Annotated in this window: 25 protein-coding genes; 23 read left to right on the top strand and 2 right to left on the bottom strand. The window is 43.4% G+C overall.

The window, feature by feature from the left end; translation table 11 throughout:
- The first annotated feature begins 50 nt into the window (after positions 1-50).
- The 20 genes from ATG71_RS00950 (at position 51) to ATG71_RS00855 (ending at position 15784) form a co-directional block, all read left to right on the top strand.
- A complete protein-coding gene (locus ATG71_RS00950; protein WP_098437783.1) occupies positions 51-770 on the top strand; it encodes a hypothetical protein in 720 nt (239 codons plus the stop codon).
- The gene (locus ATG71_RS00945; RefSeq protein ID WP_098437780.1) at positions 767-1504 is read left to right on the top strand and encodes a hypothetical protein; all 738 of its coding nucleotides are present in this window, start codon (positions 767-769) and stop codon (positions 1502-1504) included. Before ATG71_RS00950 ends, ATG71_RS00945 begins: the two co-directional genes overlap by 4 nt.
- A 117-nt stretch (positions 1505-1621) precedes the next feature.
- Positions 1622-2119, top strand: a complete 498-nt coding sequence (locus ATG71_RS00940) for an NUDIX hydrolase (RefSeq protein WP_098437778.1) — start codon at positions 1622-1624, stop codon at positions 2117-2119.
- A 21-nt stretch (positions 2120-2140) separates the two neighbouring features.
- Positions 2141-3232, top strand: coding sequence for a hypothetical protein (locus tag ATG71_RS00935; protein WP_098437775.1), 1092 nt, complete (start codon positions 2141-2143; stop codon positions 3230-3232).
- A gap of 96 nt (positions 3233-3328) precedes the next feature.
- Complete coding sequence (locus ATG71_RS00930) at positions 3329-3772, top strand: cell wall hydrolase (protein WP_098437774.1); 444 nt, start codon at positions 3329-3331, stop codon at positions 3770-3772.
- 126 nt (positions 3773-3898) lie between these two features.
- Positions 3899-4861, top strand: coding sequence for a DUF2268 domain-containing putative Zn-dependent protease (locus ATG71_RS00925; RefSeq protein WP_179886420.1), 963 nt, complete (start codon positions 3899-3901; stop codon positions 4859-4861).
- Between the two features lie 80 nt (positions 4862-4941).
- The gene (locus tag ATG71_RS00920) at positions 4942-6714 is read left to right on the top strand and encodes a M3 family oligoendopeptidase (protein ID WP_098437770.1); all 1773 of its coding nucleotides are present in this window, start codon (positions 4942-4944) and stop codon (positions 6712-6714) included.
- A 107-nt stretch (positions 6715-6821) separates the two neighbouring features.
- A complete protein-coding gene (locus ATG71_RS00915) occupies positions 6822-7376 on the top strand; it encodes a hypothetical protein (protein ID WP_098437767.1) in 555 nt (184 codons plus the stop codon).
- 121 nt (positions 7377-7497) lie between these two features.
- A complete protein-coding gene (locus tag ATG71_RS00910; protein ID WP_098437765.1) occupies positions 7498-8286 on the top strand; it encodes a class I SAM-dependent methyltransferase in 789 nt (262 codons plus the stop codon).
- Positions 8287-8333: 47 nt separating this feature from the next.
- Positions 8334-9464: a serine hydrolase domain-containing protein gene (locus ATG71_RS00905; protein WP_098437762.1), complete on the top strand. Its 1131-nt coding sequence runs from the start codon at positions 8334-8336 to the stop codon at positions 9462-9464.
- Between the two features lie 66 nt (positions 9465-9530).
- A complete protein-coding gene (locus tag ATG71_RS00900) occupies positions 9531-10244 on the top strand; it encodes an alpha/beta fold hydrolase (RefSeq protein WP_098437760.1) in 714 nt (237 codons plus the stop codon).
- Between the two features lie 102 nt (positions 10245-10346).
- The gene (locus ATG71_RS00895; protein WP_098437757.1) at positions 10347-10796 is read left to right on the top strand and encodes a GNAT family N-acetyltransferase; all 450 of its coding nucleotides are present in this window, start codon (positions 10347-10349) and stop codon (positions 10794-10796) included.
- A gap of 90 nt (positions 10797-10886) precedes the next feature.
- Positions 10887-11504, top strand: coding sequence for an NUDIX hydrolase (locus tag ATG71_RS00890; protein WP_098437755.1), 618 nt, complete (start codon positions 10887-10889; stop codon positions 11502-11504).
- Positions 11497-12054: a nucleoside/nucleotide kinase family protein gene (locus ATG71_RS00885; protein ID WP_483295294.1), complete on the top strand. Its 558-nt coding sequence runs from the start codon at positions 11497-11499 to the stop codon at positions 12052-12054. The genes ATG71_RS00890 and ATG71_RS00885 overlap by 8 nt, the downstream gene beginning before the upstream one ends.
- 47 nt (positions 12055-12101) lie before the next feature.
- On the top strand, positions 12102-12389 hold the full coding sequence (locus ATG71_RS23910; protein ID WP_098437752.1) for a TIGR04104 family putative zinc finger protein: 288 nt from the start codon (positions 12102-12104) through the stop codon (positions 12387-12389).
- A gap of 85 nt (positions 12390-12474) precedes the next feature.
- Complete coding sequence (locus ATG71_RS23210; protein ID WP_179886419.1) at positions 12475-12630, top strand: hypothetical protein; 156 nt, start codon at positions 12475-12477, stop codon at positions 12628-12630.
- A 301-nt stretch (positions 12631-12931) separates the two neighbouring features.
- On the top strand, positions 12932-13456 hold the full coding sequence (locus ATG71_RS00875; protein ID WP_286162875.1) for a hypothetical protein: 525 nt from the start codon (positions 12932-12934) through the stop codon (positions 13454-13456).
- A 288-nt stretch (positions 13457-13744) separates the two neighbouring features.
- A complete protein-coding gene (locus ATG71_RS00865; protein WP_179886418.1) occupies positions 13745-14281 on the top strand; it encodes a GNAT family N-acetyltransferase in 537 nt (178 codons plus the stop codon).
- A gap of 218 nt (positions 14282-14499) precedes the next feature.
- Entirely contained in the window at positions 14500-15480 is a 981-nt protein-coding gene (locus ATG71_RS00860; RefSeq protein WP_098437744.1) for a phosphotransferase, read from the top strand.
- A 4-nt stretch (positions 15481-15484) separates the two neighbouring features.
- Positions 15485-15784: a hypothetical protein gene (locus ATG71_RS00855; protein ID WP_142953448.1), complete on the top strand. Its 300-nt coding sequence runs from the start codon at positions 15485-15487 to the stop codon at positions 15782-15784.
- Here ATG71_RS00855 and ATG71_RS00850 read toward each other — a convergent pair.
- Entirely contained in the window at positions 15764-16324 is a 561-nt protein-coding gene (locus ATG71_RS00850) for a GNAT family N-acetyltransferase (RefSeq protein WP_098437738.1), read from the bottom strand. The two genes, ATG71_RS00855 and ATG71_RS00850, sit on opposite strands and share 21 nt — an antisense overlap.
- Positions 16325-16350: 26 nt before the next feature.
- On the bottom strand, positions 16351-16776 hold the full coding sequence (locus ATG71_RS00845) for a YybH family protein (protein ID WP_179886417.1): 426 nt from the start codon (positions 16774-16776) through the stop codon (positions 16351-16353).
- Between the two features lie 155 nt (positions 16777-16931).
- Between ATG71_RS00845 and ATG71_RS00840 the strand changes: the two genes are divergently transcribed.
- The 3 genes from ATG71_RS00840 to ATG71_RS00830 are packed head-to-tail and all read left to right on the top strand — an operon-like array spanning position 16932 to position 19742.
- On the top strand, positions 16932-17855 hold the full coding sequence (locus ATG71_RS00840) for an ABC transporter permease subunit (RefSeq protein ID WP_098437734.1): 924 nt from the start codon (positions 16932-16934) through the stop codon (positions 17853-17855).
- Positions 17836-18756, top strand: coding sequence for an ABC transporter permease subunit (locus tag ATG71_RS00835; protein ID WP_098437731.1), 921 nt, complete (start codon positions 17836-17838; stop codon positions 18754-18756). The genes ATG71_RS00840 and ATG71_RS00835 overlap by 20 nt, the downstream gene beginning before the upstream one ends.
- Positions 18757-18803: 47 nt before the next feature.
- Entirely contained in the window at positions 18804-19742 is a 939-nt protein-coding gene (locus ATG71_RS00830; protein WP_098437728.1) for an RNA polymerase sigma factor, read from the top strand.
- Positions 19743-19793: the final 51 nt, after the last annotated feature.

Below are 19793 nucleotides of genomic sequence, written 5' to 3'. Positions count from 1 at the left end.
GACCAGTATATGGTTATAGATGGTAAAATAGGGGGCATATAGAAAAAGGGGTGATATTCATCATTAATATCGATTATTCATTTAGCATCGTGTCGACTGTGATGTCCATCATGGAATGGGGAGTCATCGGATATCTTGCACTTAGAGTGTATAAAAAGCTTTCTGCAAAGCCAAAGGTGTGGAAAGTCATACTGGCCATATTGGTCGGCTTGTTTTCCTTTACCATCAACATGGAATGGTTTCACACCTTTGTAAAAATTCCAATCCTGCCACTTGGTGTATGGATCCTATACGCAGTTCTTAATCGAAAAGAAGATCGCTGGGACACCTATCGCCGGTTTGCCTGGATCGGATTCCTGGCCAACTTCATCTTCCTGGCAGGAACCCTGCTCACCATCCCTGTCCAATCACTTCTCTATCCAGAAAACCATCTATCCACCTACATTTCAGGAACCAAAGAAGCTTCCATCAATGTTATCCATCCATCTGGTGAGGGACGGACCTTGGATGAGGAGGAACTGAAGAAGCAGCTTTCTGATGGGGAGCAGGTAGAATTTGAAAGTTGGCAATGGTTTGATGAAGCAGGCGGCCGTTACTCGAATAACGAACGCTTTCCGTTTCAACTGGTCGGCACCACGCCGAAATGGGGAAGCGGCCTCGAGCCGGATATCTATGTGGAACAGGACGGGAAAGGGATCCTCATCTCAACATGGAAGACTCAGTATTATTACCACTTCCCTGAAACGGTGCTGAAGGAGGCAAAACCATGAAGAAGAGAAGCATCCTGGCTTGGGTAATCCTTTTCGTAGGGTTATTTGCCTTCTATTGGCTGTACGTAGAGAAAACAGATTCACGTCCAAAAAATGAAGAAATACTGTCACAGATTAATTCTTCCCTTCAGAATGCACAAGCCGTTGAAATACAGGATTTCCTAAAGCTTGATGATGGTCACGGGGTGGCACCTTTCCTTTCAGATAAAGAGCAATATGGTGTTAGCTATTGGGAGAGACATCTGACAGGCTGGAAGGTAATAAGCATCCGGACCGACGGGGAGCCAAAGGTATGGATGCTCGATGGGAATGATCCGTCAAGCTTCCATATCGTCTGGAACATCAACCCCGGCAGTGACATTCAAACATTGCAGTATTATTTCACGAGGGAAAGGGGCTACTCGAGTAGCGGAGAACAACAGCATTATGTCCCCGGTATCTTGATGAAGACGGAAGCCACTTTGGCAGGCAAATCCTACGGGGCAATGAAGATTCCCGGAGAATGGGTAAATGCATTGACTTTATCAGATGGTAGTGATGTTCCTGACCCACTCTTCGGAAATAACTTCTATCCGGGAATACACTCCCAATTCGGTTGGATACCGCTTGATGAGAACAACAAGGAAGTCAAATGGAAAAACAGCACAAACAACTCAAGTTACTACAAAGGGAATGTCCGTGAGCAACATATGCAACTGCTTGACCAGTATCAGATTGAACGGAGAGAGTTTTAAGGAAAAAGAGGAATGAGCCTACATCAGGGTCATTCCTCTTTTTAGGTTGAGAATATTGTGTGAATTTGGAATAATTGGTGTAGGATTACAATTTGTTTTAACAAAGAGGGCGGATAAGTGAAAAAAGTATTCGGTGAAAAAGTTCCTGGAGTAGAATATCAAATGAGAACAGGTGTCTATGCCGTCATCTTTCATCATAAAAAAAACAAAATCCTGACGGTTCGGAACGAGACGGGGCACTACTTTCTGCCTGGTGGCGGCATGGAAGAGAATGAAAGTGATGTAGAGTGCCTGGAAAGAGAAATGATGGAGGAAACAGGTTACTGTATATCGATTGGTTCTCATATCGGAAATGCCATGTGCTACTTTTTTTCAAGAATGGGAGATCCCCTCCTTGGTGAAGGCCACTTTTTTCTGGTTGAGCTGAATGAAAAGATGCTGGAACCAATGGAAGATGAGCATGCTCCAGTGTGGATGGATCGTAAAGATGCGAAAAGGCTCTTGATACATGAGCATCATTACTGGGCAATAGAGGAAGCGTGGAAGCTGAAAGAGGAAATCGGTATACAAGACAATTTCAAAAATCATGAACATAGCACCAACATAGAAAAATAATGAAGTGAAAAAGGAGAAAAAATGTTAAAGCCATTTCTAACAACCACAACACTTACAGAACAAGAACTCATCAACAAAGCTCTTAAAAACGAAGGATTAAAACAAATCACAAGTGATTCCGAGATCAAGAGATTAGGTGAAGGTGCCTGGCACTATGCCTACTTGATCGAGGCAGAACAGCTCGTCCTCCGCATCCCGAAAAGAATCGCCTATGAGAAAGAGGTCGTCTTCAACAGGGATGAGCTCAAAGCGGATTATGCCGGGACCAAGGCCTTTTATGAGCATGCCAACAGGACGGGAAGGGGGATGTGTCCTTCGCATTACGACTTCCATGTTTCTGAAGAGTTAACCTATACGATTGAAACATATGTAGGAAAATCAATCGGTCTTGCCGGACAGACGCCGGATCAATCGAAACGGTATGGAAGGGAACTAGGTGAGTTCTTCCTGGCCCTAGAAGAGCTGGATTCATCCATTCCAGGCATCGGATACATAACTGTCGGGGAACGAGGAGAGATCAAAGGGCAGTACGAGGGTGACCTGAGTGCGTTCATCCGGGAAGAAACGGAAGAATACCGGGAAGAATGGGAGTCCCTTCTTGAAAGCTCTTATTCTTTTAATAAGGAAAAAGTGAGAAGCACAGGGGATAAGCTGATTGCCGCCCGGTCCGTCGAAAGGGAAAAGCTCGTCCTGACGAATCAGGATACATCGCCTGAGAATATGATTTTTACTCGTAGCGGCGTCCGGATGATCGACCCGTTTCCGATTCTCTATACAGGAACTTCCCTCTCTGCCAATTACGTTTTCAACTACCGGACATTGTTTCATGCTCTGTACAACACAAAGCGACATGGCAAGAACCAATACCACCTCTTGATTCCACAATTGAAGGCCAGTGCAGAAGGTTTTGTGGAGGGGTATGTGAACGGTTCGAAACAGAAATGGAATGACTTGAACGTGGAAGTGTACTTGAAGCTCGTCACCATGACCCATGAACATGATCAGCTTCTGAAGCAGGAATCTTTGAGCCGTGAGCAAGTGATCCGGTACGGGACGAAGGAGCAGATTCAAGAGCGGATCGGTATCTTTTTAAAGGAGCTTGAACGATTTTAAGAAAGATGGTGTTGAAAGCCTATCCGACTGCACCTTCTCGAATAATTCCTGACATGAAACTCGGTATTCCTCATAAACTATTCTGAGGTGAGTAAAATGCCAAGAGTCAAATACACCGATGCCGATGTGGCCTTGATGGCGAGGATGATGAGAGCGGAAGCGGAAGGCGAAGGGAAACAAGGGATGCTGTACGTGGGCAATGTCATTGTGAATCGTGCGAAGGCGGAATGCTTGGACTTTAAAAAGGTTAGGAGCATCCGCCAGGTCATCTTCCAGGTGCAGGGTGGGAATTACTCCTTTGAAGCGGTCCAGAAAGGGAATCTTTTTTATAACAGGGCTAGATCCGTTGAGAAACGATTAGCCAAAAAAAATCTGGATTATTGGGCTATGCATCCGGCAAAATATGCCCTTTGGTATTTCAATCCTTATGCCCCGTGTCCCCCGACGTGGTATGACCAGCCGTTTGCGGGACAATTCAAGAATCACTGTTACTATGAACCGGCAGCAGGGACGTGTGCAAGTGTGTATTCAGGTGGATGAGGATCATGAGAACTTCCTGGTTAGAAATCGGGTGGTTCTTTTTTTGTTCGTATTTATTTGAAACTATTTCCAATTGAGAAACGTATAGGTAGTAACAAATGGAAATGAATGGAGGGGATGGAACACATGAAGACTGTTGGGAAAGTGTTGCTCATACTGGCATTATGCTTCATGTTTATGGGATGCTCCAATAAAGAGCCAGTGGATAAGAAGGAACAGGAAACGCCTATCACCTTCTCCCATGAGGAACAGAATTTCGAAATTATTTATATGTATGATGAAGTGCAGGAGTACGTAGACACCGTACGTGGAAAGTCAGGAAAAAGTAATGAGACAGTGTTCATTGAAAAGGTGTTTGAGCCATTTAAAAAGAAGTCCAATATGGAGGAAATCAGCTTGCGATATACTTTTGATCCGTCCTCAGAGGTGGACAAGCTTGGGGAATCCGTAAAAGAATTGGAAAAGGAGAAGGATACGACGAGCGGGATTATTAAAGAAGCTCTGCTTAAATCCGCAAAAGAACTCCATGGAAAGGATAAGAAGTATATTATTTTTCCAGCGAACCCAGAGGATACGTTTATAGTGGAGCAAATGGGGGGTGTATCGGGGTTTGCCCTGTCAGAGGATGTCATTGTGCTGCAACTTTCACCATCCGTGCAAGAAGACATATTGAAGTACACCGTCGCTCATGAATACAACCATCTCATCGCAGAAGAAAGTAATCGAGGAATGATAAGGACCATCCTCGGTGGGGTTGTGTTGGAAGGGAAGGCAGATGCCTTTGCCCATACCATCTATCCAAAGATCCAGGCTCCCTGGCAAAAACCGATGACACCGGAGGAAAAGGAAAGGGTAATAGCTGAGATTACTGAACTTAGATACTCCGATGATATGAAGTACTATGAGAAGTTAAGAAAAGGTAACTCTTCAAAAGGCATTCCCCAATGGGCCAACTACAAAATCGGATATGAAATCGTCCAAAGCTACAGGAAGAATCATCCTGAAATCTCGATTGGGAGATGGACCAGCATGCATGAAGCCGAAATTATAGCAGGAAGCGACTTTAAAAAAATCACGGCCTATGAATGAGACAAACTCAGTCCACAGTCCGATGTAAAATTTTCCATTTTTCTATACCATATTAGATAGAGTAATAGGAGGGGATTCATGTGAATCAAGTACGTGACAAGCAATGGAATCTGGGAAGTGTACGACCGGGAAGCGGACCGGTGAAAGATCAAATTCAGGAGATTCTTCTACATATCGAGGAAACGCAATCCGTATTGAAGCATGGGATGAATCCCGAGGAAGCGGTTGACATCACGAAACGTGTGCAGGATCTTTATACGGATGTGTTTCAAATGGATGAATATATCATCTGCCTGCTATCGGTGGATGTCCTGGATGTGGAAGCGCAGGATCTAAGCGCCCGGAGCACTCAGCTGCAGGCAAGAATGGACACCTTTCTCCTTGCGTATAGTCAGTGTCTTGTCCATATGCCGGAGAAGGACTGGAATGCTTTCATTGGACGGGGTGAAGTGGCAGGCAGTGAGCGGTTCTTGAAGGAACAGAGACGAAAGGTGAAGGACCAGCTTGATCCCGAGATGGAGAAGCTGATTCATGCCCTTTCCGTTGATGGATTTGCCGGTTGGGAAGATCATTATGATCAAGAATACGCCCGATTGAAAGTGCCGGTAACGGACAATGGGAAGACGGAATACATTTCCTTTGATATGGCTTATATTCGAGGGATGCTCTCACATGACCGGGAGACGAGGATGGAAATGGGTGAAGCCATCTCCAAGGTTTGCCGTGAGAACGAAGACCGGTTTGCGTCGATCTTCAATCATTTTGCCGGTTTCCGGAATGAGCTGTACCGGCTGAGAGGATGGACGAATCCTCTGAAGGAAATGTTCGAACAAAACCGGATCAGTGAAAGATCCGTGAACACTATGATGGAGACGCTCCATCAACACAAATCTTTACTTCACCGTTTTTTTGAACGAAAAGCCAAACTGATTCAAGTGGAAAAGTTGAGCTGGTATGACATCTATGCCCCGACCTTCACATCCAAGACGACCTTGACGTATGAGGAAGCGGCAGATATCGTGATCGGACAGTTCCGTCAATTCAGTGAGAAGCTCGGTCAATTTGCCCAAACGGCATTCGAAGAAGGATGGATTGATGCTGAACCAGGAGATTCCAAACAGCATGGTGCCTTCTGTGCCTCATTCCCGAATGCGAAGGAAAGCCGAGTGATGCTTTCTTTTACGGGTAACTACAACGATGTCGTCACCATTGCCCATGAACTGGGACATGCTTATCACAATTCCCTGCTTCATGAACAGCCCGGTTTCTCACACAAGGTGGGTACGGGACTAGCTGAAACTGCGTCGACGTTCGCGGAAAATCTCGTTCTTGATGCAGCGATTGATATGGCGGAAACAGAGGAAGACCGTCTATCTTTATTAGAAATGAAAATCACCAACGGACTGAAATACACCACATTCATCCCGGCCAAGTTCGAGTTCGAAGCTGCCTTTTACAACAAACGACTGAACGGAAAGCTTTCAGCAGGAGACATTGTTCAACTGATGGAAGAAACAGAAAGGGACTGGTTCCATGACTCCGTGGATGAAGTGTTTGCCCATAACTGGATGACCATCCCCCACTTCTTCAGCACGGAGAAAGCCTTTTACAATCTGCCGTACACGATCGGCTATCTATTCAGCAACGGAGTCTATTCACTCTATCAGCAGGACAAGGAAACATTCCCTGAACGGTACGACCAGCTCCTTACACGATCCGGAAACCATTCCATGGACGAGCTGAGCATCGAGTTCCTACAGGAAGAATTAGGGACGGACTTCTGGGAGGCAGCTGTACGCCCGTTGAAGGACGCGGTTGAGAAATATTTGAAAGAGACAGAACACTATATTTAAGTCTGAAGGCAATCTCTGAAACAGGGGATTGCTTTTTTTGCTTATGAGGAACCTGCCCCTTTCGAATCTACTAAACATGCATATACATAGTATAGAAGGGAGGGATAATGATGTTAAAAGACAATGTTATATATTATGATTCAGAAGGAAAAACGGTAGACAAATTGGATATTGAGCAGGAAAGCTGCATCCGTACCATAACTTATTGTGCAACCGCTGTTGTACCGGATGGATTTACGTTTCGGTTCACGACATTCGACAGCTTCACAGCCTGCTCTGATTTGAGTGCATTGGTTTGTACTCTTGAAAAGCAGGAGGCAGAAGGGACCGTTGAGAACCCATGCGGCGGTACGTTGACCTGTCCTATTGAAGTGGATGCCGTCCGTCTGATCGGAACTGCCAGGTTTCATATCAATGTGGGGGACTTGAAGCCGATTGAAGGGGGACTTAAAATTGGCGAAATTCCGTGTACCCTTGCAAGCGATGTTTCCGTACCGGTCAATCAAGTGATCCAGACGATTTGCAAAACGGACATGTGCCAAGAAGATTGTATTGATACGATCGGTGCCTTTGCCTTTGCTCCTCAAGTGATCACCGATGCCTGCGGACGACAGATTGTGACGGTGCGTGGCGGGTTGTTCATACGGTTTCTTGGCTGCTGATCTGCTAATGAAAGGAAACTTATTTTAATAATGATAAGTTTCTTTTTTTATACAAAATGATTGAGTTCATCCTGTCGATTTGAAATAATTGGTAGGAGGTTCATGACGGAGGTTTACAAGAATGAATACATATGGCACAGAATTATTTAAAGGAGCAGCCCCCTATTATTCAAGATATAGGCCCACCTATCCTTCCACTTTAATCAGATTCCTAGTAAAAGAGTTCTCATTAAACGGAGAACAAAACCTCCTGGATCTTGGCTGCGGCACGGGACAACTGACCATTCGGTTTTCAGATTGGTGCAAAAGAATCGTCGGGATCGATATGGAACCGGAAATGATTAAAGAAGCGGAACGGCTGCACGGGGAAATGAGGGTAGGAGAGATTCAGTGGTTCAATGGTACGCTGGATGAATACAACCATTCCCATCACTATCATCTCGTAACCATTGCCAAAGCCTTTCACTGGATGGACCGGGCAAAGGTGCTGGATGAATTATTTAACATCGTGACACCAGGTGGCGGGGTAGCGATCATAGACAACTACGAGCCCCATAAGACATTGCAACCTTGGCAAGTAAGGTTTAATGAACTGGTCCATAAATGGTATGGAAATGAGCGGAAAGCCGGGAACTCCACCTACACCCATCCTGTCACACCTCACGAAGACATCATCTCACAGTCCAAATTCAATCTTGAAGTGCATGCCTTACCTACATACGAGATCACCTGGACGATTGAATCGCTCCTCGGGAACCTTTATTCCACTTCATATGGTTCGAAGCGTTTCCTTGGAGCGGATGTACCATTATTTGAACGTGAAGTGAGAGAGGCGATGCTTGAGGTGAGTGAAGATGGAGTATTTAAAGAGGAGTCGAGGTTGTCGGTGAAGATTGGAAGAAAGGGGTAAATAACTCTAGCACAGTTAGAAATCCCAGATATATAAAGGAGACCATTATGAAACAAACAATTGAAAAACTAGAAAACATAACGGAATACATCGAGCACATAATGAGCGATCAGCAAGGAGTCGGAGCTAGCGTTGCCATCGTGAACGGTTCAGAAATCATCTATTCCAAAGGATTTGGTCATTCACAGATTCACCCTGTAAACTTACCGATGGATGGAGATACATTGATGAGCATTCAAAGTATTTCAAAGAACTTCATGGCACTTTCGATCATGCAGCTAGTCGAAAAGAACCTCCTATCTTTGGATGATACGGTTGTTCACTATCTGCCATATTTCAGAACAAAAAATAAAGAGCAAAGTGATAGGATCACGATACGCCATCTTTTATCCCACACCGCAGGCTTCCCGGGAGACTTAGGGATTGCCAATATGACGGCTCCGAATGTAAAAGAAATATTTTCGGACACTCCTACTGAATTTCAGGAGGCACTTGACTACTACAATCTAACGGAAGAAGAGATTGAAAGTGTTAAAACGAGAGAAGATGTAACAAAATGGTTTCAAAAAGTAGAGTTGGAATATCCAGTAGGGAAGGGATGGAATTATTGCACCGATGCGTATGTCATCCTGGCCGATTTGTTCGAAAAGGTGACAGGAGTAAAGTGGGAAACCCATCTCGAAGATGAAATACTTTCCCCATTGAATATGAATCGCACCACAAGTGACTCAAATACTGTTGAAGATGACCCGAACAGTGCAAAATATTATATGGGCAAGAATCAAACGGAAACGCCTTTTCCAAAAAATTCACTTTCTGCGCCAATTGGCTATTTATACTCATCAGCAAATGATTTAGGTAAGTATTTAGCCTTCCATCTTACTAAAAAACCGAATATCTTACGGCCGGATTTAATTGAAGACATGCAAAGCCCTATTCATCTGGTGAGCGAAGAATGGCGGTTTGGAAGTGAAGTGAGAAGTTACGGACTTGCATGGTTTACAGACAACTATAAAGACTTAAAAGTGGTAGAACATGGAGGCGGCCAAATGGCAGTAAGATCTCTCATGACAATAGTGCCAGAACTCAACCTGGGAATCGTGGTCCTTCTCAATTTTGACGGGACGGCTCATCATGATATTTGTGATAAGATCATGGATATTTTTATGGATGCATAATATCTTAGAAGCTTCCGTGTGCTCATCCTTATTCAATACCTAATAAAAGTTTATAGGAGCATCAATATGCAAAAACACACGATCAATTCATTCAACTATTATTCTATTGAACCGAATAAACAAAACAAATCGAATAAAGTCATCATCATTTACCACGGTTGGGGAGGCAGTGCTCTCGGGTACAGAGACTTGGCAGAGGAACTTACGGAAGAAGGATTTATGGTGATCGTTCCAGAAGTCATCTATCACGATACACGACAGCCTCTGGCAGACCATTTTGATTCAATAACCGTACAGGCTTATTTCTGGGAAACGATCATGACGACGATTGATGAATTCCATGATTTTATGAAAGCGTTAGGAATAGATAAAGAGAATGTCATCCTTGTAGGCAGCTCCATGGGCGGCTGTATTGCCAATGGGATTTTCGCCCGTGAACCAATGGTGAGTGGATTGGTGAACATGAACGGCTTGGGCTCATTTGTTTTGTCAGAGCGGCTTTTTAGAGAAAGAGGTGGTCGTGGTGACATACCTGATCAGTTGAAAAAACGTTTAATGGATTACGACCCTGTCGAAAGGGAACCAGGTCTTTCCCCGGTTCTTCTTATGCACGGGGACTGTGATGAAATCATGCCGATTGAGGGAAAAATGGATTATGACCGTTATTTGAAAGAGAATAGAAGACATGTAGATTTCCGTGTGTATGAGGGTGTGAATCACCAGATTACTTCGGACATGGTCGGGGATTTGATACGGTGGTTGAATGGCTTGTCGAAATGAGAATAAAAACTAGTATGTATAGATATCATCGGTAGTCAGGGAATCCTAACAGTTAATCATCTCCAGTTTTTAAAAGGAGAAATTAAATCTAGTGGAGAGTATATGGGAAAATACAGAGTGGTTACTATAACAAATCTACTTGAGCACGAGGTAAATACGTTGGTACAAGAAAGTAAAGAAGAAGGTTTCCGCTTTGTAGAAAGACTCCTGAACGATTATCAGGATGGAACCAATTGTTTCAATAAGCAAGGTGAAGCTTTATACGGTATTTACAGTGAAGAGGATGAACTCTTAGCGGTGGGTGGTCTAAATGTCGATCCAACCTCGGCTGAAACAGGTAGAGTAAGAAGGTTTTACGTGAAAAAAGAATACAGGAATGAAGGGATAGGTACTCTTCTGTTGAAGCAAATCATCCTTGATGCGAAACGATCCTTCAGAGTGTTGGTCCTCAATACAGATACCGAGAAAGCGGATCATTTCTATACATCGTTTGGTTTTACGAAAGGCAATCGGTATCCGAATTCTACGCATTATTTAGATATCAGTGAATGAGATGGGAGAAACGTTAAATCATAAACAATCGAACCATCTACACAATTCACTGGTTTTTTTAAAATCCGAATACGAAAGAAGTGCAAAGCGATGAGCGATAAATGGCTGGAATGGGCGAAACGGATACAGGCTTTATCTCAATCGGGTCTGGCCTTTTCCAAAAACGTTTACGATCGAGAAAGATATGAAGAATTAAGGGAGATCAGCACGGAAATCATCCAGGAACACACTGGCTTGGAAATGACGAAGATAAAGGACTTGTTCTCGAATGAATCGGGCTATCAGACACCGAAAGTCGACGTGAGGGGTGTCGTCTTCAAAGACGATAAAATTCTGATGGTCAAAGAAAAAATCGACGACAAATGGTCGTTGCCGGGCGGATTCTGTGACGTCGGCTTGTCCCCAGGTGAAAACGTCGTAAAAGAAATAAGGGAAGAATCAGGATATGATGTCACCCCTGTAAAATTACTCGCACTGCTCGACTTGAACAAACATCCCCATCCCCCGCAGTCACACCATTACTACAAAATATTCATTCAATGCAGGTTGACCGGCGGAGAAGCCAGAAGTGGCGTCGAGACGAAGGGGATCGGATTTTTTGAAGAAGACAAATTGCCTGAGTTGTCCATTAAAAGAAATACAGAATCGCAGATTAAGATGATGTTTGAATTTTTTAGGGATGGTGGGAAGGAAGCGGTTTATGATTGATTTCCATGGAGAGTATATGAATAAAAAAATACCAATCGTGATTGCTGTAGCAGCGGTTTCAGGAGGCGGGAAAACGACAATAGCAGAAGGTTTGAAAACAAAGTTGGATCATAGTGAAGTTCTTTCTTTTGATACGTATGACTTTGATGGTCCAGATGACATGATAGAGTGGATTGAGAATGGTTGTACTCCTGATGAGTGGGATTTAACACCGTTAATTCAAGATATTAAAAAGTTATTGGTTGAACCTCTGGACTACATCATTTTAGATTTTCCATTTGCCTATTTACATAACGAAACCAGGGATTTCATTGATTATGCAGTTTTTATTGACACCCCCTTGGATATTGCTTTGGCTCGTAGAATAATAAGGGATTATCAAAATTGCTCTTCAAGGGAGATTCATGTGGACTTGGAAAACTACATGCTTCGAGGGAAATCGGGCTATATTAGTATGCTGAATTCAGTAAAGCCAAATTCTGATTTGATCGTTGATGGGATGCTATCTGAATCAGAGATTGTTAATTGTATTATTTCAAAAATAACATAGCAAATTATTGTAAATAAGCATGTGAAACGAGTAAGGAGGAACGACATGTGGCACGCTGTATCCATTGTAAAGTAAACCTGTCTTGGTTTTATATTTTTAAGAGATTAATGATCGTGAAAAGACCTGATATGGATTGCTCTCACTGCGGTCAGAAGCTGTATTTCACTTCACGTTCCAAGAGGGTTTTGATGGGTATGACCATGCTGATACCTGTGCTTTTTGTTCCTTCATTCCTATTTGACTACATCCCATTGTTCATAGTGTTGGTAATGGGATGTATGTTAATGATGCCATTGTTTGTGACTCTAACGGAAAAGGATGATCCGTGGTATTAGAATAAGGGAGATGGAAAGGTCATATTATTTTTCTTTGTTTTTGCTATAATGTAAGAGAGAAATTGTAGGAATGAGGTTGAACGTTGTGGAAGAGACCTTGAAACAGATTCTTAATGAGTTAAAAGAAATTAAGACAGATATTCATGATTTGAAGGATGGACAAGCTAGACTTGGGGTAGGACAGAATAAGGCACAAAAAAACCTGATTGATAGTCTTGGATCTTACAACGAAAATAGTTGACCACCTTGATGATAAACACAGGCATTAAATAAGAGAGTTTACAATGCGGAATCTGAAATAGAAAGACTAAGTAAGCAGTAATAATTGCTTGGAAGATTGGATGGATATATATAGAAAGGATAGTGCTATTGGAGGCACTATCCTTTTTGTGGTTGGAGAGGAACTTCAGGTGCATTTCTGGTAATATAAGGGTATGGATTTCGTGAAAGAGGAGGTTGATCAGATGAGACGCATGCCGTTCGAACGACCAACGGAATATTAGGATGAAAAACTTTTACCAATCGATGAGGAACTATGCTCATTGCTACAACAAAGAAAACAAGTATCCCAAAACAATCCGGGTTATCCAAAACTCGAAGATATTGCAAAATGGGCAGAAAAGTATGATGTTTATGAGGACCTTTTAAGATCTCTCTTTGGTGTGTTGGAAAATGAAGAGGCTTTCAAACCACAAATTGAACCCGAGGATTTTCAAACATACATAAAAGTCCTCCAATCGGCTGAACAGGATGATTGTTTGTATACCGTCCCGTTTATTAAGCAATATACGAATGCCAGTGTGGTCCACTTGAACATCGATAGGGAGCATGATGAAAGCCACGAACGAGAAAGGTTTCACCGAAACAGCTTCTGGCACTTGGAGATAGGGGACCGCTATGATTGCCGGGTAACCGGTGGAGGCGGATCGCAGGAACATACGAGTTTTGACTTTATTGTGATTCCCAGGTTACCTGATGACTTATTCGGCCTGACTTTGACATTTAAAGAATATGAGACTCCTTTTAAAAAGAAGCCGACGGGACTTGAAGTAACGTTCAATCTTTAAGATGACGATTGCAAGGAGGTTTTACTATTTGGTGGATGCAAAGTATCTTTAAATATTCGTGGAAAGTCATCGTGCTATATTTACTTTTTACCTTCTTTTTGGCTAATGGATTTATTATGGGATTTGACACCTGGGGCGATGATCGATTTCAGTTCAGTGACATAGTGGCGCCTTTGTGTTTCACTATTTCTATGATTCTATTATTGATTATAAGAAAATTATCGATACGTGAATTTAATGAACAGTATCCGGATGCTTCAGAGGAAAAGTAGGAGAGTGGAACGAATCATGAAACGGATTCCAGCTAAATGGAAAACAAAGAGATTAATAGTAGAGGATCTCAGAAAAGAGGAGATTCAGCGCGTTCAGTCTCTCTATGAAAAGGGCAGCTACATCCATCAATGGGACGGCGGATCGTTGGATGAAGGGTTCGTAGAGCGATGTTTCTTGGAGGGGGACCTGCCGCCGGGTGGAACGAAAGAAAACTTTAGGATTCAGGTGATCCGTATAAAGGAGTCAGAAGATTTAGTTGGTTTGCTTGTGAGCTATCATGGTCACCCTGTTCCGGACTCCTTTTATATCAACTATCTTTCGATTGATCCTGACTATCATAAACAAGGGTTGGGACAGGAAATAGTGGAGGAATTACTGAATATGGTGAACCAGCACGAATTCAAGGAAGTTCGGGCGAATGTCGCGTTGAAGAACTGGGGAGCCATTCGTTTCTGGACAAAGCTTGGGCTTGATACGATTAATGGAATCTACGGAGATTCTGAGTATGGAGAAAATCGCTTTGCGGATATTGAGCTGGTGAAGAAATTTTAACAGAGGGGTTTTTACATAAACAATGAAAAAAGCAATTGGGATAGTATTGATGCTTGGTTGGATCACGTTGTTTTTTTACTATTTTAATATGATCATGCCGAAAAATATATTTTATTGGTTAGTGGCACTGCCGATAGTTTATTTTTCATCGGCATTCGTTTTAAGGAAGTGTGGAATTGAAATATGATGATTCGACGGCTGAAAGGGAGTGAACACTCATGGAACATTTGAAAGAAGTATGCCTCCAAACCCATCTCGGCGAATGGATCACAGTGCCCGTTAAAGTGTCGGGTGGCCTCTTACACACCATGTATGCAGTAGAAACCACCAAAGGAAAATATGCCGTCAAAGCATTGAACCCTTCCATCATGAAAAGACCGGATGCCCTTGGTAACTATATCCGTTCAGAACAGGTCGCTCGACTCGTATGCAAAAATGTACCGGCTCTTCCGGCAAAGACATTCGAAGGGAATGCGATTCAGAAGGTAGGGGACCAATGGTTTCTGGTGTTTGATTGGGTAGAAGGCAGAAGTGTAAAACAGGATGAAATCGGCATTGATCATTGTAGGAAGATAGGGTCAGTTCTGGCAGACATTCATCATACAGATTTTCAAGAATTAAGAATAGAACCCGAAGAGACAGAGGTCCGTCCCTCGGTTGATTGGAATGCCTATCTAAAGAAAGGTCAGGTTATGGAAGCAGAGTGGGTGAAGTCCTTCAAAGATATCATTGAGAATTTGTATGAGTGGGATGCGGGGGCACGTGAAGCGGAGCCAAGGCTTGGAAACGATAGGGTGATGAGTCATCGGGATTTAGATCCGAAGAATGTGATATGGGTACAGGGGGAACCGGTCGTAATAGATTGGGAGTCGGCGGGCTTTATCCATCCGATGCATGATCTGATTGAGACGGCCCTATACTGGTCCGGTGCGACCAATCAAGACCGGTTTTCTGCGTTTACCAGTGGGTACAAAGGTGAAAACGGGGCCATTACAGCAGACTGGGAAGCGGTGCTTGCAAACGGGTTCTCTGGAAAATTGGGTTGGTTGGAATATAACTTGAAAAGGTCATTGTGGTTGGAATGTACGGATGAAGAAGAGCAACGGTTGGGGATCAGGCAGGTCATCGAGACGATAGGAGAGCTCAGGGAGTATGCGAATAGAATACCGGAATTGTTGAAGGGGCTAAAAAGTGGGTGAAAAAGTGAAGAAGAAAACTGGCTATGTTGCAATGGGAATGGGACTGCTGATTCTTATTTTGTTATCGGTGAACTTCACCACGTTTGATGTAAATCAAGGCTCCTTTATCCAAGCACACTTCGGGATAGCGGAGCCGGTCGGGACGGTCGCTGGTCTTTTTCTTGTTATTCTATTGTTAGGAGCAGCTTTTCGTTTAATCTGGAATCTACCCCTGATACGAATCATGTTCTTTGTTTTGCTCTCAATGATCGGAGTGTCACTGTTACCATTCATTCTTATTCTTTTACATGCTGGAGAGCTTTAGATCCAATGACCATATTAATTTCACTTCATCCTCTACCAACGAATCACTATATCCATGTTGATCAATCGTCTCTAAAATAAATCCCTTGCCGGAGTAAAATGTACAGGCAGGAGTATTCACATTTTGGGTTTCCGCCATCAGTGTGTGGTAGTCTCGTTCTTTTGACCAAAGAAAGACCGCTTCAAGCAATTTACCACCAATGCCTTTGCCCCTGGCACCCGGCTGAACACGCAAGTCCCATAAGGTCGCGGTGCCTTCCATTTCTGGAGCCACCGCAGCAGCCCCAACGTACATGCCGTTTTCAATAGCCAGGAACAATCCCAATTCATCTATGTTAAACTGCTTTGTCCAAGAGAGTGGATGACAATCCGGTAAGAGATCATAGTCCTTCACATAAGGGACGCACGGTTTTTCGACCAATTGTAGGCCTCCCAGCCCGTTGTGAATCGGGCAAACATGTAGCTCTGTTGTCACTTCGTATGCAATTGAAACGGTTGCGTACTGGGAAAGCTTTGAACGGTCAATTTGTTGAATGTGCATGGTGTCCTCCAAATCTGATCGTATTCCTATCTCAATCCGAACATCCCTTTCCCATCCTCCATACTGATCGGTAATGAAGAATGTTCGTGAATGATCAGCCAGGTATCTTTTACTTTTTCCATGCAGAATGTAAAGCGGTTCGTCATCTGGCGAAGTTTCTCCCCCGATTCTTCTTTGTGGGCGGCGAATGTTACGGCACAGTGGGCAAAAGCGAGATTGGCATTTTCCTCAATCACAACATCTTGAAAGTCGACTTTCAGAATTTCTTCCTCGGCTTTTAATCCGAAGAACCACTCCGTCACATTTTCCTCCCATGAAGCAAGGCCGATACACTCCCATTTCCCCCAGCAGTCATAGATGTGGACAGCGGGGTCATAGATGGAGAGAAAGCCTTCGATATCTCTTGCATGAATCGCATCCTTGTATTGTTCGAGCACATCCTGGACGTTCATTATCTCATCTCCTTTGATCTCATCTTTAACTATTTCAAGACACTGAGGTGATTTCCCTCCTTTGACTTTCCGGAAAGAGGTTGTCATCAATCTAAACTTTGTATTAACATAAGAATGAAATGGATTTGTTTTCCAAAAGAGTGAGGGGGGATTGAATGGGGCGTAAATTCGCTCGTTTTTTGATTGTATTAATCGCCATTACGTTAAGCGTCATCTGTATTTGCCATATTCCAGCACTTTTGTTTAAAGAACTTCCGCCACCGGCTAATCAGCCTTTTGCAATGGAAATGAAAGAGTTAGGGTTTTTCCCTGGAAACTACTTTATTGAATTGAAGAAGACGTTTATTGAGCTGTTGCACTTTAAGGAGATCAGCTATGTAGCTCAGGGTACCAACGTTGAGAGGACGATTTTTCCTTACATTCTGGAATCCTATGCTTATTCCCTTCTTCTCCTTTTTGTTTCACTATTCATCGCGTTAGTATTTGCCGTTCTTTTTACGACCGGAACGTTTTATTTATCCAGAAAAATGCAGGGAATAGTGAAAAATATCCTGACGGTTCTCGAAGCACTGCCCGATGTATTCGTGATTTTCTCCTTACAGCTGGGTGCCATTTGGGTATTTAAACATACAAATCTACTTGTAGCAGAACCATATTCATTATCTGGTCAAAAAATCTATTTCCTGCCGATACTCACGCTATCCTTGATTCCCATGATCTATCTTTATAAGAATACGTTCCTGATGTATGAGAATGAACTCGGGAAACCCTATGTGGAGCTTGGGGTGGCAAAGGGCATGGGGAAGTTGTACATCTTGATCCGGCATGTCTTTCCAAACGTTCTCTACTCCTTTTTTTACAACTTGAAATATATGTATCTCCTGCTTCTATCCAACATGATCATCCTCGAATACATGTATAACATCTACGGGATTTTACAATTCATCACCAATCATCCAAGCTATGAAATCATATCGGTCGCATTGATCCTATTGACGTTCCCTCTATCGATCGTCTTTTTCTTCATTCAATCATTTTTGCCGAAAGGGGTGACGTTCTATGATCAAAAGGCTATGTAAGCATGGAAGCCTTACAGTGGGGCTTGTGTTGTTGGTCCTCCTGTTAGGGACCAGCTATGTGAATAGTCACTTCTTTAAAGAGGATATTGGGGAAATTTCCAAAGAAGATTACTATAACAAAAAACCTGCCCCGCCTTCATGGGAACATCCCTTTGGCACTTCGACCGGCGGGATGGATATGTTTGATGCGACTTTAGGTCAAACCATGACGACTCTGAAGTTTGCCCTTGTTGTTACAGGTGGGAGAATGCTTATTTCCCTCGTGTTGGGACTTCTTTACGGACTCCTTTATCGAAGGCTGAAATGGTTGGACGTTTTCATAGAGGGGTTTCATTTTGTCCCGACTACTCTTCTCGCCTTTCTATTACTCTACAGTATGAGATTAATGGATTTTAATCTTTTTATGGGAGATCCCGACTTCAGGTGGACCATGACCACGTGGATCTTGATCGGTGTCGGCACCCCCTCATTATCCCAGCTGATCGGAAAAGAGACCTCTCTGGCCATGCAACAGGAATTCATCCAGGGTGCCCGGGTGCTGGGAGGAAGACATCTTCACATTCTTGTAAAGCATGTCATTCCGAGCGTGAGAGGGAAGTTCCTATTGATGGTCAGCGGCCAAATGATTGCTGTCCTGACCCTCATGATGCACGTGTCGATCCTTGGCTTTTATATCCCCGGGTGGACGGCATTCATCGGGAGCAACTACTATGAATTGATGCTGTCTCCATGGATTGTTTTCTTCCCTGTCCTCATGCTGACCCTTCTAATTGTGTCACTGACCCTGGTGACAAATGGTGTCCGGACTTTTTGGGATGGAGATTATATGAGGCGAAGGTCATCTTTTCTTTCGGGTGATCGTGGTGTCAGGAATCATTCGACTAAAAATATTTCTTACTAACATTATCTTTCGAACACTCGATAGAGTTATAAAAGGAGTGAGAAGCTATGACCACACAATTGAGTGATGATTTGAGGGGGATCGAGCAGCGGTTTAAAATGGAAATCGAACCCTATCGATCGGATTTGTGGAAGTATTGCTATAAGTTAACTCGATCACCTTGGGATGCGGAAGATTTGGTACAGGATACACTGTTCAAGTCCCTGGCTATGCTTGCTAAAATGCATCGACCCGTAAAGATGAAATCGTATTTATTTAAGATTGCGACCAATATGTGGATTGATCGTTATAGGCGGAACCCTTATACATTCCATACTTTGGAGGAAGAAGATCAGCAAGACCACACATCAACTTTCGACTTTGAGATAATGGATCATCTAGAGTTTCTTATGCAGCATTTGACTCCCCATCAATATGTCTCACTCCTGCTCGCAGAGGTTTTCCGGTTCAAGGCGAGTGAGATTGCAGGCATGATTTCGACGACGGAAGGGGCTGTGTATACCAATCTCACGAGAGCAAGATCGGTCCTTAGAAAAGCAAAGGGAGGGCAAATGAAATCGATCCCCGTCCTTGATCTTGTCCCCGATGCGACCCTTAACACATTATTGAATGGCTTCAGAAATAAGGAACCCGAGTTGATTGCTTCGGTGTTAAGTGAAAATGTCACAGTCAATATCGTTCACGCCGGAATTGAAATGGGCAGAGATGAAACGAAGGGGAATTCCCTCAACGATTGGAAAGAAGTCGTCGATACCCAGCATCAAATTGTGGTGGAATATAAAATGCTTTGGGGCAAGCGGGTCGTCGTCGAGATGGAGAGGAAGCTTGACGGGGACCTGTATCTCAATAATCTCCATTTAGTCGAGGTGGTTGGGGAGGAGATCACGCACTGGGCTTTCTATTGTTTTTCATGGGACTTGATGAAGCAAGCGGCTGAAGAGCTGCAGGTGAAATTAAACGCCACCTGTTTTTATCATATTTTTTAAATTTCCCTGTAAGGTTTTGACCGTTTCCTGCGTTGTTATGGATGAAGACAT

This window comes from Bacillus sp. es.034 (assembly GCF_002563655.1).
GTDB lineage: Bacteria > Bacillota > Bacilli > Bacillales > Bacillaceae_B > Rossellomorea.
This window is presented reverse-complemented; position numbering and strand designations above follow the sequence as displayed.

Coding starts and splice junctions, on each gene's coding strand:
- ATG71_RS00945 (WP_098437780.1), top strand. CDS start 767: ATGAAGAAGAGAAGCATCCTGGCTTGGGTAATCCTTTTCGTAGGGTTA.
- ATG71_RS00935 (WP_098437775.1), top strand. CDS start 2,141: ATGTTAAAGCCATTTCTAACAACCACAACACTTACAGAACAAGAACTC.
- ATG71_RS00930 (WP_098437774.1), top strand. CDS start 3,329: ATGCCAAGAGTCAAATACACCGATGCCGATGTGGCCTTGATGGCGAGG.
- ATG71_RS00925 (WP_179886420.1), top strand. CDS start 3,899: ATGAAGACTGTTGGGAAAGTGTTGCTCATACTGGCATTATGCTTCATG.
- ATG71_RS00915 (WP_098437767.1), top strand. CDS start 6,822: ATGATGTTAAAAGACAATGTTATATATTATGATTCAGAAGGAAAAACG.
- ATG71_RS00910 (WP_098437765.1), top strand. CDS start 7,498: ATGAATACATATGGCACAGAATTATTTAAAGGAGCAGCCCCCTATTAT.
- ATG71_RS00905 (WP_098437762.1), top strand. CDS start 8,334: ATGAAACAAACAATTGAAAAACTAGAAAACATAACGGAATACATCGAG.
- ATG71_RS00900 (WP_098437760.1), top strand. CDS start 9,531: ATGCAAAAACACACGATCAATTCATTCAACTATTATTCTATTGAACCG.
- ATG71_RS00895 (WP_098437757.1), top strand. CDS start 10,347: ATGGGAAAATACAGAGTGGTTACTATAACAAATCTACTTGAGCACGAG.
- ATG71_RS00890 (WP_098437755.1), top strand. CDS start 10,887: ATGAGCGATAAATGGCTGGAATGGGCGAAACGGATACAGGCTTTATCT.
- ATG71_RS00885 (WP_483295294.1), top strand. CDS start 11,497: ATGATTGATTTCCATGGAGAGTATATGAATAAAAAAATACCAATCGTG.
- ATG71_RS00865 (WP_179886418.1), top strand. CDS start 13,745: ATGAAACGGATTCCAGCTAAATGGAAAACAAAGAGATTAATAGTAGAG.
- ATG71_RS00860 (WP_098437744.1), top strand. CDS start 14,500: ATGGAACATTTGAAAGAAGTATGCCTCCAAACCCATCTCGGCGAATGG.
- ATG71_RS00850 (WP_098437738.1), bottom strand. CDS start 16,324: ATGCACATTCAACAAATTGACCGTTCAAAGCTTTCCCAGTACGCAACC.
- ATG71_RS00845 (WP_179886417.1), bottom strand. CDS start 16,776: ATGAACGTCCAGGATGTGCTCGAACAATACAAGGATGCGATTCATGCA.
- ATG71_RS00840 (WP_098437734.1), top strand. CDS start 16,932: ATGGGGCGTAAATTCGCTCGTTTTTTGATTGTATTAATCGCCATTACG.
- ATG71_RS00835 (WP_098437731.1), top strand. CDS start 17,836: ATGATCAAAAGGCTATGTAAGCATGGAAGCCTTACAGTGGGGCTTGTG.
- ATG71_RS00830 (WP_098437728.1), top strand. CDS start 18,804: ATGACCACACAATTGAGTGATGATTTGAGGGGGATCGAGCAGCGGTTT.